This window comes from Aminobacter sp. 01T433 (assembly GCF_056398585.1).
In genome coordinates this window covers 199,451-213,261 of record NZ_JBFTPR010000007.1, presented here as the reverse complement: position 1 = coordinate 213,261, position 13,811 = coordinate 199,451, and the positions used below count along the sequence as shown (strand labels likewise).

Here is a 13,811-nt window from a genome sequence, read left to right as displayed (position 1 = left end):
GTTCCCTGATCTTATCTACCGCGGCTCAGTTGCCGGCGGCCGCAACCTTGGCCGCACCATCCGTCGCAGCCATCAGCGCCTTGTTGGCACCTGGCAGGTCGGACTTCGCAGCGGCAAGCCACGTGTTGTACTGTGCGTCGGAGACGACGCGAATTGCGATCGGCATGTAGGCGTGATCCTTGCCGCAAAGCTCGGAGCACTGGCCGTAATAGAGACCTTCCTTGTCAGCCTTGAACCAAATCTCGTTGATGCGACCCGGCACCGCGTCCGTCTTGATGCCGAAAGCCGGCATGGCGAAGGCGTGGATGACGTCGCTGGCGGTGACCAGGACGCGAACCATCGTGCTGACGGGGACGACAACCTCGTTGTCGACGGCGAGAAGACGCGGATAGGCCGCCTTGTCTTCCTTGCCGGCAGCAGCGCGATCACCTTCGGCGAGCATCGCCGAATTGAAGGAAAGCGGCTCGGCGTTCTGGTACTCGTAGTCCCAGTTCCACTGGTTTGCCGTCGCCTTGATCGTCAGCTTGGCTTCTTCCGGCGGCGAGTACTGCGCTGTCAGAAGCTGGAAGGACGGGATCGCCAAAAACAGCAGAATCACAACCGGACCAACGGTCCAGATGACCTCGATCAGCGTGTTGTGGCTTGTACGTGACGGAACTGGATTGGCGCTCGCCCGGAACCGCCAGATGCAATAGGCCAAGAGCGCGAGCACGAAGAGCGTGATCGGGATGATGAACCAAAGCGTGTAGCGCTCGAACCAGGTGATCTGTTCCATGATACCGGTCGCGGCCGGCTGGAAGGTAGTCTGCCAAGGCGTCGGCTGTGCCGCATAGGCCGCGACGCTGGCAAGGGTAGCAGTCGCCGCGACGGCGCTAGCAAAGATCTTTCTCATCGCCCTCTGTATCTCCCATTTCCATGCGGGCGTAGCCGCAAGGACATCCTGCCGCTCCGGGACGGGAATCCCAGAGACGTTCGGAGGTTCAAACCATACTCTCTTTCCAACCGCAAGGAAGCAGAGGCGTAACCCATGCGGCATTTTTGCGCGCAGGCACAGAGGCTGGCGCCGCGACGCGTTTGGCGCTAGTTGAAGAACGCGCAGGCGGAGCGGCTATTCGCCCGCTTTGTGCTGCCATGCCCTGGAAAGGCGTCGCAATTCGGGCCAAATTGGGCTCGAATGTCTGGAAAACCTTAGATTGCGGGATGGCGATGGCGCTGTCTTGTTATTTACTTGCTGCCTGCACGACCTAAATTGTCGTGATTCGCAATGGAGCCGTCATGAAGTCTGGGCTGTTTAAAACCTTGGCGAAGGTGTTGGTCGCCGCTGCCTGCGTGGTTCCCATGCAAGCCGGCGCGCAGCAAAGCGGCACGGTAAAGTCCACCCATGGCGCCTGGTCGATCATTTGCGACACCCCCGCGGGTGCCACCAACGAACAATGCGTGATGATGCAAAACGTCATCGCCGAAGACCGCCCGGAGATGGGGCTGTCGGTGGTCATCCTGCGCACCGCCGACAACAAGGCCGAGATCCTGCGCGTGCTCGCCCCGCTTGGCGTGCTCCTGCCCAACGGCCTTGGCCTCAATGTCGACCAGAAGGACATCGGCCGCGCTTATTTCGTGCGCTGCTTCCAGGACGGCTGCTATGCCGAGGTTATCCTCGACAAGACGCTGCTCGACACGTTCAAGACTGGCAAGTCGGCTACCTTCATCGTGTTCCAGACGCCCGAGGAAGGCATCGGCATCCCGGTCGACCTTAACGGCTTTGGCGAAGGTTTCGCCGCGCTTCCCTGAGGCCGACCGCCTTTGACCTTGAAGCTGCTCGCCCCTGAAGATTACGAGGTTTTCAAGCGAATTCGCCTGGAAGCCTTGCGCACGGTTCCCGAAGCCTTTGCCAGCAGCGAACGGGATTGGGCAGCACTTCCCGATGAGGAATGGCAACGACGCCTCAGGAACAATTCCGTCGTCGTCTGTTTTCGGGACGAAGAGCCTGTCGGCATCATGGGGCTGATGCCGCAGCGGGCCAGCAAGATGGCGCATCGCGCCACCATCATCATGGTGTATTTGCGCGAGAGCGAACGGGGCGCCAAGCGGGCCGTCGCCATGCTCGACCTGCTGCTCGATCACGCCCGCACTTTGGGCGTACGCCAGGTCGAACTGGCCGTGAGCGCGGAAAATCCCGCAGCTATACGATTTTATCTTCGCGAAGGTTTTCAAGAAATCGGCCGCATACCCGGCGGCATTCTTCACGAAGGCCGGGAAATCGACGAAATCATGATGGCACGACGCCTGGCTTCCGGTCGCCTTGCCTCGTTGTGACGTTGCCTAACGGTGCCCGCGCGCCTACATCCGCTAAAATCGTTTTTTGAAGGGCAAGCGCCATGACCAGCCTTCTCAGCCAGTTCGACATATCAGAAGACCGCGTACGCCAGATCGTCGCCGAGACGATCGAGGGCGCCGACGACGGCGAATTGTTCCTCGAATATAGCGAGGGCGAAGCGCTGATGTTCGACAACGGCCGGCTGAAGACGGCCAGCTTCAACACCGACCAGGGTTTTGGCCTGCGCTCCGTTGCCGGCGAGGCAACCGGCTATGCGCATTCGAGCGACCTGTCTGAGTCGGCATTGCTGCGTGCCGCCGACGCGGTCTCCGCCGTCAAGGGCGGCTATTCCGGCACGCTTGCCGCAGCGCCCGCCCGCACCAACACTCATCTCTACGGCGAGGGAAACCCGATTTCCTCACCCTCTTTCGAGGCCAAGTCCAAGCTGTTGCAGGAAATCGACTCGTGGCTGCGCGACAAGGATCCGCGCGTCCGCCAGGTCACGGCGTCGCTTGCTGCGTCGTGGCAGCATGTCGAGATCCTGCGCGGCGACGGCCAGGTGGTGCGCGACATCCGCCCGCTGGTGCGCATGAGCATTTCTGTTGTCGTCGGCGACGGCGACCGCCAGGAAAGCGGCTCCTATGGCGCGGGCGGACGCAAGAGCTTCGACGAGTTCCTGACCGAGGAAAGCTGGAAGGATGCGGCCGGCCAAGCGCTTCGCCAGGCGCTGGTCAATCTGGAAGCCATCCCCGCCCCTGCCGGCACCTTCGACATCGTCTTGTCGAGCGGCTGGCCCGGCGTGATGCTGCATGAGGCCGTCGGCCACGGCCTCGAAGGTGATTTCAACCGCAAGAAGACCTCGGCCTTTGCCGGCCTGTTGGGCCAGCAGGTCGCGGCCAAGGGCGTCACGGTCGTCGATGACGGCACGATCGCCGAACGCCGTGGCTCGCTCACCGTCGACGACGAGGGTACGCCGAGCGGCCGCAACGTGCTGATCGAGGACGGCAAACTTGTCGGCTACATGCAGGACCGCCAGAACGCGCGGCTGATGGGCATGAAGGCGACCGGCAACGGCCGCCGCGAATCCTATGCGCACCAGCCGATGCCGCGCATGACCAACACCTACATGACCTCAGGCGACATGACGCCCGAAGAGATCATCGCTTCGGTCAAGAACGGCATCTATGCCGTTTCCTTCGGTGGCGGTCAGGTCGACATCACCTCGGGCAAGTTCGTGTTCGGCTGCACCGAAGCCTACATGATCGAGGACGGCAAGGTGACCCAGCCGATCAAGGGCGCGATGCTGATCGGCAACGGCCCGGACGCGATGCACCGGGTCAGCATGGTCGGCAACGACATGAAGCTCGACACCGGCATCGGCATGTGCGGCAAGGCCGGCCAGGGCGTGCCCGTCGGCGTCGGCCAGCCGCATCTCAGGATGAACCAGATGACGGTCGGCGGCACACGCGTTTAAGGTCGGCAAGGCGCGATCGGCGCGCCTTCACCGCCGCTTTTTCGGCTTTTCCAGCAGGGCTACGGCCTCGACATGATGCGACCAGAGGAACTGGTCGATCGGCGTCACAGCCTTGAGCGTATAGCCGCCGTCGATGAGGATGCGCAGGTCCCGTGCGAGCGTCGCCGGATTACACGAGACGGCGGCCACCATCGGCACGTCCGAGCGGGCAATCTGCTTGCACTGATCCTCGGCACCGGCACGCGGTGGGTCGAAGACGATGCCGTCGAACGCATTCAGTTCCTTGAAAGTCAACGGACGCCGGTCGAGGTCGCGGCGCTCGACCGTGACGCGCTTCAAGCCATTGGCGAAGCGGAAGCCGCGATCGAGCGCTGCCAATGCCGGCGCGTCGCCTTCCACCGCATGAACTTCGGAGTTTGCCGCGAGCCTGAGCGCGAAGGTGCCGCAGCCCGAATAGAGGTCGGCGACCTTTTTGGCCTTGCGCATATGGCCGGTGACGAGTGATGCCATCGCACCCTCGGCCTCGGCCACGGCCTGGACGAATGCGCCCGGCGGGGGCGTAACCGTCGCCGCACCAAAGGTCAGCATCGGCTTGACCGGCTCGACGATGATCTCGCCGTCGATGGAGAGCCTGGCGATCTTGGACTTGATGACAAAATCGGTCGCCGCACGGCGGATCGCTTCAGTCGGCTTGCCGCAATCGGCGGCCGCCACGTCGAAACCGGACTCGGTGGCGGTGACCAGGAACCTGAAGGGCTTCGACGTATTGGCGATGATGCCGGCCAGGTGACGCAGGACAGCACTCGCTTCGACGATTTCCGGCAGAAGGACTGGGCATTCCTCGATGTCGACGAGGGTATGGGAAAACGCCTGGTTGTAGCCGAGATGCAGTCCGGTTTCGGTGTTGCGTGCGGTAAAGGCCGCGCGGCGCCGGCTATGCGGCGGACAGGCAATGAGATCGCCAACCGGGACCTCGATGCCCCTCGCCTTCAGCGCGTGGGCCACCAGGCCGCGTTTCCAGTCGCGATAGGCGCTGTCTTCAAGATGCTGGATGGCGCAGCCGCCGCATTCGGTGAAATGGCGACAAGCGGGCTCGATGCGTTGAGGTGACGGCTCGATCACCGCGAGCAGCTGCGCGCGGTCCTTCTCGCGCGCGGCGGTCACCGTCTCCCCAGGCAGCGCGAACGGGATGAAAATGTGCCCGCCATTGGCATCGACGACGCCGTCGCCATGCGCGCCCAGCCGCGCAATCTCGAAACGAGTCGTCATTGGTCTTTCACTCCACCGAGCAGATATTCGCGGTTGCCGTCACCGCCTTCGAGCGGCGAAGCACAGATGCCGAGCGCGCGCCAACCCGGAACGGCGTCGAGCCACGCGCGCAATTCTTCAGCCATGCGCGGCCCATCTTCAGAATTCTTGAGCAGCCCACCCTTGCCGATCGCCTCGCGCCCGGCTTCGAACTGCGGCTTGACCAGGAACACGCCTTTGGCGCCCGGCGCGGCCAGATCGAGCGCATTGGGCAAGGCCAGGCGCAGCGAAATGAAGCTGACATCCGAAACCAGGAAATCAGGTTGCCGCCCCCCAAGATCATCTGATGTCAGGTTGCGGGCGTTGAGCCCTTCCAGGCACGTCACGCGCGGATCGGCGCGCAGCATCGGGTGCATCTGGCCATGACCGACGTCGATCGCCACCACATGCGTAGCGCCGCGTTCCAACAGCACCTGCGTGAAGCCGCCGGTCGATGCGCCAACATCAAGCGCATGACTGCCTGCTGGATCGAAACCGAAATGGTCAAGCCCGGCAATCAGCTTGAGCGCAGCCCGGGAGACATAGGCCTGGGCCGGATCATTAACGGCGATGACCACGTCGGCGGCTACGGTCTGTCCGGGCTTCTTGGCCAACTGGCCATCGACTGATACAGCACCGCGCGCCACCGCATCGCGGGCCCGCGAGCGGCTCGCAAACAAACCGCGGCTGACGAGCAATTCGTCGAGCCGCAGGCTAGTGCGGGCTTGCCTTGAGATTTCCATGGCTTTCAATGGCGAATGCGCGCCTGCAAGGCAAGCGCTCACTCGAAATGCTCAGGCGCGGACGGCGTGGGCCGACTTGCCGAGCGCTGCGAAGACAGCACGCACGATGCCGCCTGAATCAAGGCCGGCATCGACATACATCTTGTCGGGATTGGCGTGGTCGACGAAGCTGTCGGGCAGCGTCAGCGCACGCACCTTGAGGCCGTTGTCGAGCAAACCGTTGCGGGCGAGGAAATCGAGCACCTGGCTGGTGAAGCCGCCGACCGAGCCTTCCTCGACCATGACCAACACCTCATGCGAGCGCGCCAGGCGGCGGATCAGGTCCTCGTCAAGCGGCTTGGCGAAGCGCGCATCGGCAACCGTGGTCGACAGGCCGGCAGCACCGAGCTCCTCGGCGGCGAGCAGGCACTCCTTGAGCCGCGTGCCGAACGACAGCAGTGCGACCTTGGTGCCTTCCTTGACCACCCTGCCCTTGCCGATCTCCAGCACCGATCCGCGCTCAGGCATGTCGACACCGACGCCATTGCCCCTGGGGTAACGGAACGAGATCGGGCCTTCGTCATATTCGGCGGCCGTGCGCACCATGTGGCGCAGTTCCGCCTCATCGGCGGCTGCCATGACGACGAAATCGGGCAGCGAGGCGAGATAGGTCGTGTCGAAGGCACCGCAATGGGTGGGCCCGTCCGCGCCGACAAAACCGGCACGATCGATCGGGAAACGAACCGGCAGTTTCTGGATGGCGACGTCGTGCACGACCTGGTCGTAGGCGCGCTGCAGGAAGGTCGAGTAGATCGCAACGAACGGCCTGTAGCCTTCGGTGGCCAGACCTGCGGCAAACGTCACCGCATGCTGCTCGGCGATGCCGACATCGAAGGTGCGCGACGGAAACGCTTCACCGAAAAGATCAAGCCCGGTGCCCGAAGGCATGGCGGCGGTGACGGCGACGATCTTGTCGTCGGCGCGCGCTTCCTGGAGCAGGCTTTCGGCAAACACCTTGGTGTAGCTTGGCGCATTGGCAGGCGCCTTGGCCTGGGCACCGGTGATGACGTCGAACTTGTTGACGCCATGGTATTTGTCGGAGGCAGCTTCTGCAGGCGCGTAGCCCTTGCCCTTCTGGGTCACGACATGGATCAGCACCGGGCCGGTGCCATTGTCGCGAACGTTCTTCAGCACCGGAATCAGATGCTCGAGATTGTGGCCGTCGATCGGGCCGATGTGGAAAAAGCCCATCTCCTCAAACAGCGTGCCACCGGTGACGAAACCGCGCGCATGCTCGACGGCACGCGTGATCGCACGGTCGACGCGGCGGCCGAGATAAGAGGTCAGCTTCTTGCCGAGTTCGCGCACACCGGCATAGGTGCGGCCAGATGCGAGGCGTGCCAGATAGGCGCTCATCGCGCCCGCCGGCGGTGCGATCGACATGTCATTGTCGTTGAGGATGACGATCAGGCGCGCGTCGAGCGCACCGGCATTGTTCATCGCCTCATAGGCCATGCCGGCAGACATGGCGCCGTCGCCAATGACGGAAATGACGTTGTTGCGGCCACCGCTGAGGTCGCGCGCGACCGCCATGCCGAGGCCAGCAGAGATCGAAGTCGAGGAATGCGCCGCGCCGAAAGGATCGTATTCGCTTTCGGAACGCTTGGTGAAACCGGAAAGACCGTTCTCCTGGCGCAGCGTGCGGATGCGGTCGCGTCGGCCGGTCAGAATCTTGTGCGGATAGGCCTGGTGGCCGACGTCCCAGATGATGCGGTCGTCAGGCGTGTCGAAGACATAATGCAACGCCACTGTCAGCTCGACCACGCCGAGACCAGCACCCAGATGCCCGCCCGTCTGCGAGACCGCGTCGATCAACTCGGCCCGCAACTCGGCGGCCAGCTGCGGCAGCTGGTCCTCATCGAGCGCGCGCAGGTCGGACGGCAGGCGGACCTTGTCCAGAAGGGGCGTTTCAGGTTTTGCGTTCATCACTCAGCACTAACATCAGTTAACCTTTGGCAGATACGTCCACAGGCTGCGAAAGTAAATGCGTGGAGGTGACGCGGCTCAGCTTTCGGGCAGCGGAATGAATTCTTCCTCGTCGCCAGGAACGATATCGAAGCGCCCGGTCTTCCACTCGTTCTTGGCCTGCTCGATGCGTTCTTTCGACGAGGAGACGAAATTCCACCAGATGTAGCGCTTGGAACCCAGCGACGCGCCGCCGAACAGCATGAAATGCGCGCCGCTCTCAGAGCCAACGACGATCTCGTCGCCGGGCCGAAACACCAAAAGCCGCTCGGGGGGAAAACGATCGCCCAAAATGTCGAGTTCGCCGTTCAGCGTGTAGATGGCGCGCTCCTCGGCATCGGCAGGGATTTTGATCCTGGCTCCCGGCGCGAGCGAAATGTCGGCATAAAGCGTGTCGGACGCCGCCCGCACGGGCGAGCGCAGCCCCTTGAAGTCGCCGATGATGAGGCGACCGGTGGCGCCGTCAGCGGCAAATGTCGGCAGTTCGGCATGACCGGTGTTTTCAAATAGCGGCGCCACTTCCTCCTTGCCGTCGGGCAGCGCAAGCCAGGTCTGCAGGCCAGACACCGACATCGGCGCGCCGCGCAATTCCTCGGGCGTACGCTCCGAGTGCACGATGCCCCTGCCCGCCGTCATCAGGTTCACGTCGCCCGGCGCGATGACCATCTCGGTGCCGAGCGAATCGCGATGCCTGATCTTGCCGTCGAAGAGATAGGTGACGGTCGCAAGACCGATATGCGGGTGCGGACGAACGTCGAGCGCGTGGCCGGCGCGCAGGATCGCCGGGCCCATGCGATCGAAGAAGATGAACGGGCCGACCAGCCGGCGTTTGGCCGTCGGCAAAGCGCGGCGGACCTGGAAGCCATCAATGTCCTTGGCGTTGGGGATGACCATCAACTCGATGGCGTCGCAGGAAAAAGCGTCGCCGGGCGTTGGGTCGGGTGCGGGAAAAAAGCTCATGGCCACCTCCTAGCTGGTGCGATGGGAGCGTTGCTGCCGCCAAGGGTAGCACAACACTCAGGCAAACCTCAGCGCAGAGCGTGCCTTCGCCTTGGCAGCTTCTTCCTCGCGATTGCGCGGATGGTGGTGCGTTTCCATCGAATGCAGCAAGTCGTGCGCTGCTTCGGCAATCCTGTCGACCGCGCGGTTGAACGCTTCTTCGTTCTTCTTTGCGGGTTTTGTCGAACCGCTCAGCTTGCGGACAAACTGCAGCGCGGCGTCGCGGATCTCGTCATGCGTTGCCGGCGGATCGAAGTTGAACAATGTCTTGATGTTGCGGCACATCGCTTGCTCCCGGGCTTTCCACTTGGGCACCTCATAACTGGGCGCAATGTGCCACAAGGTCAAGCTGAGCGCCTGCCGGTGCAAGCGCTCAGGCATCGCTCACTCCGCGTCGAGCGGTTCGGTGCCAACCGGCTTGCCGTCGCGCGACAGGCGAATCTTTTCTACCTTGTCTTCGGCTGCCTTCAACAGGCGGTCGCAATGCGCCTTCAGCGCCTCGCCGCGCTCATAGATCTTGATCGACTGGTCGAGCGGAACGTCGCCGCGCTCAAGATCGTCGACGATCTTTTCCAATGCGGCCAACGCCTGTTCGAAGCTCATCGCCTTGATTTCGTCATTGGGCTCAGCGGCCATGGTTCATCCTTTCATCAGGCGTGTGACGTGGGCGGCCACCGAAAAGGCCAGCCCGTGAAGATCGTAGCCGCCTTCCAGCAGGCTGATAAGGCGATTGCCGGAATGGCTTGCAGCACTATCCATCATTTGGCCGGTCGCCCAGTCGAAATCGGCTTCGGTCAGATTGATCTCGGCCAGCGGGTCGCGGTGATGCGCGTCGAAGCCGGCCGAGATGATGATCAGGTCGGGCGCGAAACGCTCGAGTGCCGGCAAAACGCGCGAGCGGATCGCCTCGCGAAAATGATCGCTGCCGGTGTTCGGCGCGAGCGGCGCGTTGACGATGTTGCCCACGCCCGTCTCGTTTTTGGCGCCGGTGCCGGGAAACAGCGGCATCTGGTGAGTCGAGCAATAAAGCACTGACGGATCGTCCCAGAAGATGTCCTGGGTGCCGTTGCCGTGATGCACGTCCCAATCGACGATCGCCACCCGCTCGGCACCATGCTTGCTCTGGGCGTAGCGCGCCGCAATCGCCGCATTGTTGAACAGGCAAAAGCCCATCGCCGTGGTCTTTTCGGCATGGTGTCCAGGTGGGCGCGAAGCGACGAAGACATTGTCGATCTTGCCGGAAAAGACGTCATCGACGGCGGCATTTGCAGCACCAATCGCCGTGAGAGCCGCCTGCCAGCTTTTCGGGCTCAGCGTGGTATCGCCATCGATCGTAGCCAAGCCTTCCGTTGGCACCCGACGGCGGATGTTTTCGACAAATTTCTCGGGATGAACGGAGAGAATTGTCTGCTCGTCACCCATGGGTGCCTCGGCACGATCGAGCATTTCGAAAGGCTCGTCGTCAAGCGCGCGCTCGATGGCACGCAGCCTGTCGGGACGCTCGGGATGCCCTGGCGTCGCCAGGTGCTCCAGATAGATGGGATGGGAATAGAGCCGGGTGGTCATCACCCCACCTTATCAGCAATGGCCAGCCAGACCATGCAGTACCTGTCAAACCCCTGGGGAAATCGGCTTCGTGATGCCGGCACCGGCCGAGGATGAGTGAGGATCAATTGGTGACTGGCCGGGGACCAAGAGCCCCTCCATAAGCGCTCGGAAAGCCTTCACCGCTTTCTCAGACGTCGCGCCAGGGTCCTCGGAGGTGGCGATCCACTGCGCCGCGTAGAGCGAAGCGCCACTGATCAGCCGCGCCATCGCTTCCGGGTCGATATCACGAATGAGGCCCTCCTCCTTGAGCGCGGCGAGGTTCTTCGTGATCGCCAGGATGCAGGCGTTGGCATTGGGCCATTGCGCCGGATCACCGAGGACTGCCGGGCCGTCGCGCAACAAGATGCGCTGAATTTCCGGTTCCAGCGCCATTTCGACATAGGCGATGTTCTCGTCGACAAAGCCCTGCCAGCGGGTCCTGGCCCTGGCGGAGATGGCACTGAGGCGCAACGACATCTCATGGTCGATCTGGGCCACGACGGCCTCGAACAGGCCCTTCTTATCGCCAAAGTGATGATAGAGCGCGCCACGCGTGAGCCCGGCCTCGGCAGTGAAATCGTCCATCGATGCATTCGCGTAGCCCACCGTCGCGAATGCCCGGCGCGCGGCAGCAATCAGCTTGGCACGTGTTTCAGCAATCATCTCGCTGCGGGGTTTGTGCGCAGTCCTCATCGTTTCTCACCTGCCGGTCCCATTCACATACGTCGCGTATATTTATTTCGCATACGACGCGTATGGTAATTGACATACGCCGCGTATGCAATTATTTCCTTCACATACGCCACGTATGTAAGTGGCAGATCCTCAAATTGCCAGGAGTGCTCCGATGCACAATCCTTATGGTGAAATTTTCAGAATCCCAGGAGCCAAAGGCTTCGCAGCGGCTGCCTTCATCGCCCGGTTGCCGATAGCCATGGCCCCTATCGGCATTGTCGCGATGCTGTCGCAGGCGCGTGGTGAATATTGGCTGGCCGGCGCCGTCGCGGCCACGTTCGCCTTGACCAATGCCTTTGCCGCCCCGCAGATTTCCCGCCGGATCGACCGTCTCGGCCAGACTGCCGTTGCTGTACCCACCACGATCATCTCCGTCATTGCCTTTGTCACATTGCTCGTTGCTACCCGTTATGACTGGCCGGCCTGGACGCTGTTCGTCGCTGCCTTCCTGGCGGCGGCCATGCCAAGCGTGCCAGCGATGGTGCGGGCGCGCTGGACGGAAATCTTCCGCAATCGCCCGGAACTCAACACAGCCTTCGCCTTTGAATCGGTCGCCGACGAAATGGTCTATATCGCCGGCGCCTCGCTTTCCGTCGGCCTGAGCGTCGCCCTGTTCCCGGAAGCTGGCATGCTCGCCAGCACACTGTTCCTGGCCCTCGGCATGACAGCCTTCATCCTGCAACGGTCCAGCGAACCCAAGGTCAGGGAGCCGGAACGTGCAAGCGGCGGCTCGGCGATCATGTTGCGACCCGTTCAGATCATCACGCTGGCACTTGTCTTCATCGGCACGATCTTCGCCGCCGCCGAGGTCGCCGCCGTCGCGATCACCAAGGAACTTGGCCAGCCGACCGCCGCCAGCCTCGTCATTGGCGTCTATGCAGCCGGTTCCCTCGTCGTCGGCCTGATTGTTGGCGCATTGAACCCCAAGGCACCGAAACAGCGCCTGCTCGCCATCTCCATCGCCATCGTGGCGCTGACCACCTTGCCGTTGCTGGTCGCTGACACGGTGCCGCTGCTTGCACTCGCCATTTTCTTCAGCGGCGTGGCAATCTCGCCCACCTTCATCATGGCCTTCGGCCTGATCGAAAGGCGCGTGCCGGAAGCGATGTTGACCGAGGGTATCACCTGGGTGATGGCCGGCATTGGCATCGGCATGGCGCTGGGTGCGTTCGTAACTGGTTGGGTGGTCGACAATTTCGGTGCGCAGAACGGCTTCTGGGTGTCGGTGGCCGCAGGCACGATTTCCCTCGTGATCGTTCTTCTGGGCCAGAATACGCTTGCGGGCGAACACGAGGTCGAGTTACCGCAACCCACACCACAAGCAGCGGAATGAGGCCCTCAGCATTCCAGGCCTCTCCACAGCACCAACGAGCCGCCGCATCTGGCGGCTCGGCTGCCTTCGAAATCTCTCTTATCTCCGTCCCCGGTGACTTCCATGCGTAATCCCTATAGCGAAATCTTCAAGGCCCCCGGCGCCAAGGCATTCTCCGCTGCCGGCTTCGTCGCGCGCGTGCCGATGTCCATGGTCACGCTTGGCATTGTGACCATGCTGTCCGAAGCCCGTGGCGAATACTGGTTGGCCGGCGCTGTCGCTGCCGCTTTTGCCCTTTCCAGTGCCGTCATCGCACCGCAGGTCGCCAGGCTGATCGACCGTTATGGCCAGGTCCGCATCCTGCTGCCGAGTGCGGCCATGGCTGTGATTGCCCTCTCCGGGCTGATGCTCGCGACGCGCTACGACGCGCCCACCTGGGTGCTCTTCGCCTTCGCGATACTCGCCGGCGTAGCGCCGATCATGGGCGCCATGGTGCGCGCGCGCTGGACCGAGATCTATCGCGACACGCCACATCTGCACACTGCCTTCGCATTCGAATCGATCATGGACGAAGTGATCTTCATGACCGGCCCGATCGTTGCCATCGGTCTCAGCGTCGGTTTTTTCCCGGAGGCCGGTCCTCTCGTCGCGACCGTGATGCTCGCCGTGGGCAGCCTGCTCTTTGCCGCCCAGCGCTCAACCGAACCGAAGGTGCACGCACAGGACCACAAAGACGGCCAATCCGTGATCTGGCTCGGTCCCGTCCAAATTCTGGTGCTGACCCTGATCGCCATCGGCGCCATCTTCGGCACCGCCGAAGTTACTGCCGTGGCCTTCGCCGAGGCCCAGGGCAACAAGGCCTCGGCAGGCTTTGCGCTTTCCGCCTATGCTGCCGGCTCGCTCGTCGCCGGCCTCGTATTCGGCGCCATGAAGCTCAAGATGCCGCTCGCCCGGCAGCTGCTGATCGCAATCTCGCTCGCCGCCCTGACGACGCTGCCGCTGCTGGCAGTCAACAACGTGACGGTGCTTTCGGTCGTGCTATTCCTGGCGGGCGTTGCCGTCTCGCCGACCATCATCCTGTCGATGGCACTGATCGAGAAGGTCGTCCCCTCTTCCAAGCTCACCGAGGGCATGACCTGGGCTGTCACCGGCATCAGCATCGGCATGGCCGCAGGCTCGTCGGCCTCAGGCTGGATCATCGATCAAATGGGCGCAAGCAGCGGCTTCATGGTTTCGCTTGTCGCGGGCTTCATCGCGCTGGTGATCACCTTCCTCGGTCAGCGGCCGCTCGTGCGCTCGCTGCGAATTGCGCCCCCTGCAGTGCAAGCGGCGGAATAGGGGATCTGGGTTCCGCCG

At 62.8% G+C, this 13,811-nt stretch carries 14 protein-coding genes; 5 read left to right on the top strand and 9 right to left on the bottom strand.

Annotation, left to right across the window (positions count from 1 at the left end; genetic code table 11):
• Window positions 1-25: 25 nt before the first annotated feature.
• Window positions 26-892 carry a cytochrome c oxidase subunit II gene (gene coxB / locus AC1DLV_RS14625; protein ID WP_476800642.1) on the bottom strand — a complete coding sequence of 289 codons (867 nt, stop codon included), beginning with the start codon at window positions 890-892 and terminating at the stop codon, window positions 26-28.
• A gap of 383 nt (window positions 893-1,275) precedes the next feature.
• Between coxB and AC1DLV_RS14620 the strand changes: the two genes are divergently transcribed.
• From AC1DLV_RS14620 to tldD, 3 genes are all read left to right on the top strand, one after another.
• The gene (locus tag AC1DLV_RS14620) at window positions 1,276-1,788 is read left to right on the top strand and encodes an invasion associated locus B family protein (RefSeq protein WP_476800641.1); all 513 of its coding nucleotides are present in this window, start codon (window positions 1,276-1,278) and stop codon (window positions 1,786-1,788) included.
• A gap of 12 nt (window positions 1,789-1,800) precedes the next feature.
• Window positions 1,801-2,313 carry an N-acetyltransferase family protein gene (locus AC1DLV_RS14615; protein WP_476800640.1) on the top strand — a complete coding sequence of 171 codons (513 nt, stop codon included), beginning with the start codon at window positions 1,801-1,803 and terminating at the stop codon, window positions 2,311-2,313.
• A gap of 62 nt (window positions 2,314-2,375) precedes the next feature.
• Complete coding sequence (gene tldD, locus AC1DLV_RS14610) at window positions 2,376-3,788, top strand: metalloprotease TldD (RefSeq protein WP_476800639.1); 1,413 nt, start codon at window positions 2,376-2,378, stop codon at window positions 3,786-3,788.
• Window positions 3,789-3,815: 27 nt separating this feature from the next.
• On the opposite strand, the gene AC1DLV_RS14605 is transcribed toward tldD, so the two are convergent.
• The 8 genes from AC1DLV_RS14605 to AC1DLV_RS14570 all read right to left on the bottom strand — a co-directional run bounded on the left by AC1DLV_RS14605 (window position 3,816) and on the right by AC1DLV_RS14570 (window position 11,101).
• Window positions 3,816-5,057 (bottom strand): class I SAM-dependent RNA methyltransferase, encoded by a 1,242-nt coding sequence (locus AC1DLV_RS14605; RefSeq protein WP_476800638.1) that lies wholly within the window; start codon window positions 5,055-5,057, stop codon window positions 3,816-3,818.
• Window positions 5,054-5,818, bottom strand: coding sequence for a TlyA family RNA methyltransferase (locus AC1DLV_RS14600; RefSeq protein ID WP_476800817.1), 765 nt, complete (start codon window positions 5,816-5,818; stop codon window positions 5,054-5,056). The genes AC1DLV_RS14605 and AC1DLV_RS14600 overlap by 4 nt, the downstream gene beginning before the upstream one ends.
• A 51-nt stretch (window positions 5,819-5,869) precedes the next feature.
• Window positions 5,870-7,783, bottom strand: coding sequence for a 1-deoxy-D-xylulose-5-phosphate synthase (gene dxs / locus AC1DLV_RS14595; protein WP_476800637.1), 1,914 nt, complete (start codon window positions 7,781-7,783; stop codon window positions 5,870-5,872).
• Window positions 7,784-7,861: 78 nt separating this feature from the next.
• Window positions 7,862-8,782: a pirin family protein gene (locus AC1DLV_RS14590; protein WP_476800636.1), complete on the bottom strand. Its 921-nt coding sequence runs from the start codon at window positions 8,780-8,782 to the stop codon at window positions 7,862-7,864.
• 57 nt (window positions 8,783-8,839) lie between these two features.
• The gene (locus tag AC1DLV_RS14585; RefSeq protein WP_476800816.1) at window positions 8,840-9,106 is read right to left on the bottom strand and encodes a DUF2277 domain-containing protein; all 267 of its coding nucleotides are present in this window, start codon (window positions 9,104-9,106) and stop codon (window positions 8,840-8,842) included.
• Window positions 9,107-9,205: 99 nt separating this feature from the next.
• Window positions 9,206-9,457: an exodeoxyribonuclease VII small subunit gene (locus AC1DLV_RS14580; RefSeq protein WP_055978295.1), complete on the bottom strand. Its 252-nt coding sequence runs from the start codon at window positions 9,455-9,457 to the stop codon at window positions 9,206-9,208.
• A gap of 3 nt (window positions 9,458-9,460) precedes the next feature.
• Window positions 9,461-10,387, bottom strand: a complete 927-nt coding sequence (locus AC1DLV_RS14575; RefSeq protein WP_476800635.1) for a histone deacetylase family protein — start codon at window positions 10,385-10,387, stop codon at window positions 9,461-9,463.
• Between the two features lie 45 nt (window positions 10,388-10,432).
• The gene (locus tag AC1DLV_RS14570; RefSeq protein WP_476800634.1) at window positions 10,433-11,101 is read right to left on the bottom strand and encodes a TetR/AcrR family transcriptional regulator; all 669 of its coding nucleotides are present in this window, start codon (window positions 11,099-11,101) and stop codon (window positions 10,433-10,435) included.
• A gap of 154 nt (window positions 11,102-11,255) precedes the next feature.
• Here AC1DLV_RS14570 and AC1DLV_RS14565 point away from each other — a divergent pair, with 154 nt between their 5' ends.
• Together AC1DLV_RS14565 and AC1DLV_RS14560 are read left to right on the top strand one after the other, a co-directional pair.
• Window positions 11,256-12,476 carry an MFS transporter gene (locus AC1DLV_RS14565; RefSeq protein ID WP_476800633.1) on the top strand — a complete coding sequence of 407 codons (1,221 nt, stop codon included), beginning with the start codon at window positions 11,256-11,258 and terminating at the stop codon, window positions 12,474-12,476.
• A 102-nt stretch (window positions 12,477-12,578) separates the two neighbouring features.
• A complete protein-coding gene (locus AC1DLV_RS14560) occupies window positions 12,579-13,793 on the top strand; it encodes an MFS transporter (RefSeq protein ID WP_476800632.1) in 1,215 nt (404 codons plus the stop codon).
• Window positions 13,794-13,811: the final 18 nt, after the last annotated feature.

Bases quoted from the DNA above. Each gene is read 5' to 3' on its own strand.
- AC1DLV_RS14580 (WP_055978295.1), bottom strand. From the start codon at position 9,457: ATGGCCGCTGAGCCCAATGACGAAATCAAGGCGATGAGCTTCGAACAG.
- tldD (WP_476800639.1), top strand. From the start codon at position 2,376: ATGACCAGCCTTCTCAGCCAGTTCGACATATCAGAAGACCGCGTACGC.
- AC1DLV_RS14590 (WP_476800636.1), bottom strand. From the start codon at position 8,782: ATGAGCTTTTTTCCCGCACCCGACCCAACGCCCGGCGACGCTTTTTCC.
- AC1DLV_RS14620 (WP_476800641.1), top strand. From the start codon at position 1,276: ATGAAGTCTGGGCTGTTTAAAACCTTGGCGAAGGTGTTGGTCGCCGCT.
- AC1DLV_RS14585 (WP_476800816.1), bottom strand. From the start codon at position 9,106: ATGTGCCGCAACATCAAGACATTGTTCAACTTCGATCCGCCGGCAACG.
- coxB (WP_476800642.1), bottom strand. From the start codon at position 892: ATGAGAAAGATCTTTGCTAGCGCCGTCGCGGCGACTGCTACCCTTGCC.
- AC1DLV_RS14560 (WP_476800632.1), top strand. From the start codon at position 12,579: ATGCGTAATCCCTATAGCGAAATCTTCAAGGCCCCCGGCGCCAAGGCA.
- AC1DLV_RS14565 (WP_476800633.1), top strand. From the start codon at position 11,256: ATGCACAATCCTTATGGTGAAATTTTCAGAATCCCAGGAGCCAAAGGC.
- AC1DLV_RS14570 (WP_476800634.1), bottom strand. From the start codon at position 11,101: ATGAGGACTGCGCACAAACCCCGCAGCGAGATGATTGCTGAAACACGT.
- AC1DLV_RS14575 (WP_476800635.1), bottom strand. From the start codon at position 10,387: ATGACCACCCGGCTCTATTCCCATCCCATCTATCTGGAGCACCTGGCG.
- dxs (WP_476800637.1), bottom strand. From the start codon at position 7,783: ATGAACGCAAAACCTGAAACGCCCCTTCTGGACAAGGTCCGCCTGCCG.
- AC1DLV_RS14600 (WP_476800817.1), bottom strand. From the start codon at position 5,818: ATGGAAATCTCAAGGCAAGCCCGCACTAGCCTGCGGCTCGACGAATTG.
- AC1DLV_RS14605 (WP_476800638.1), bottom strand. From the start codon at position 5,057: ATGACGACTCGTTTCGAGATTGCGCGGCTGGGCGCGCATGGCGACGGC.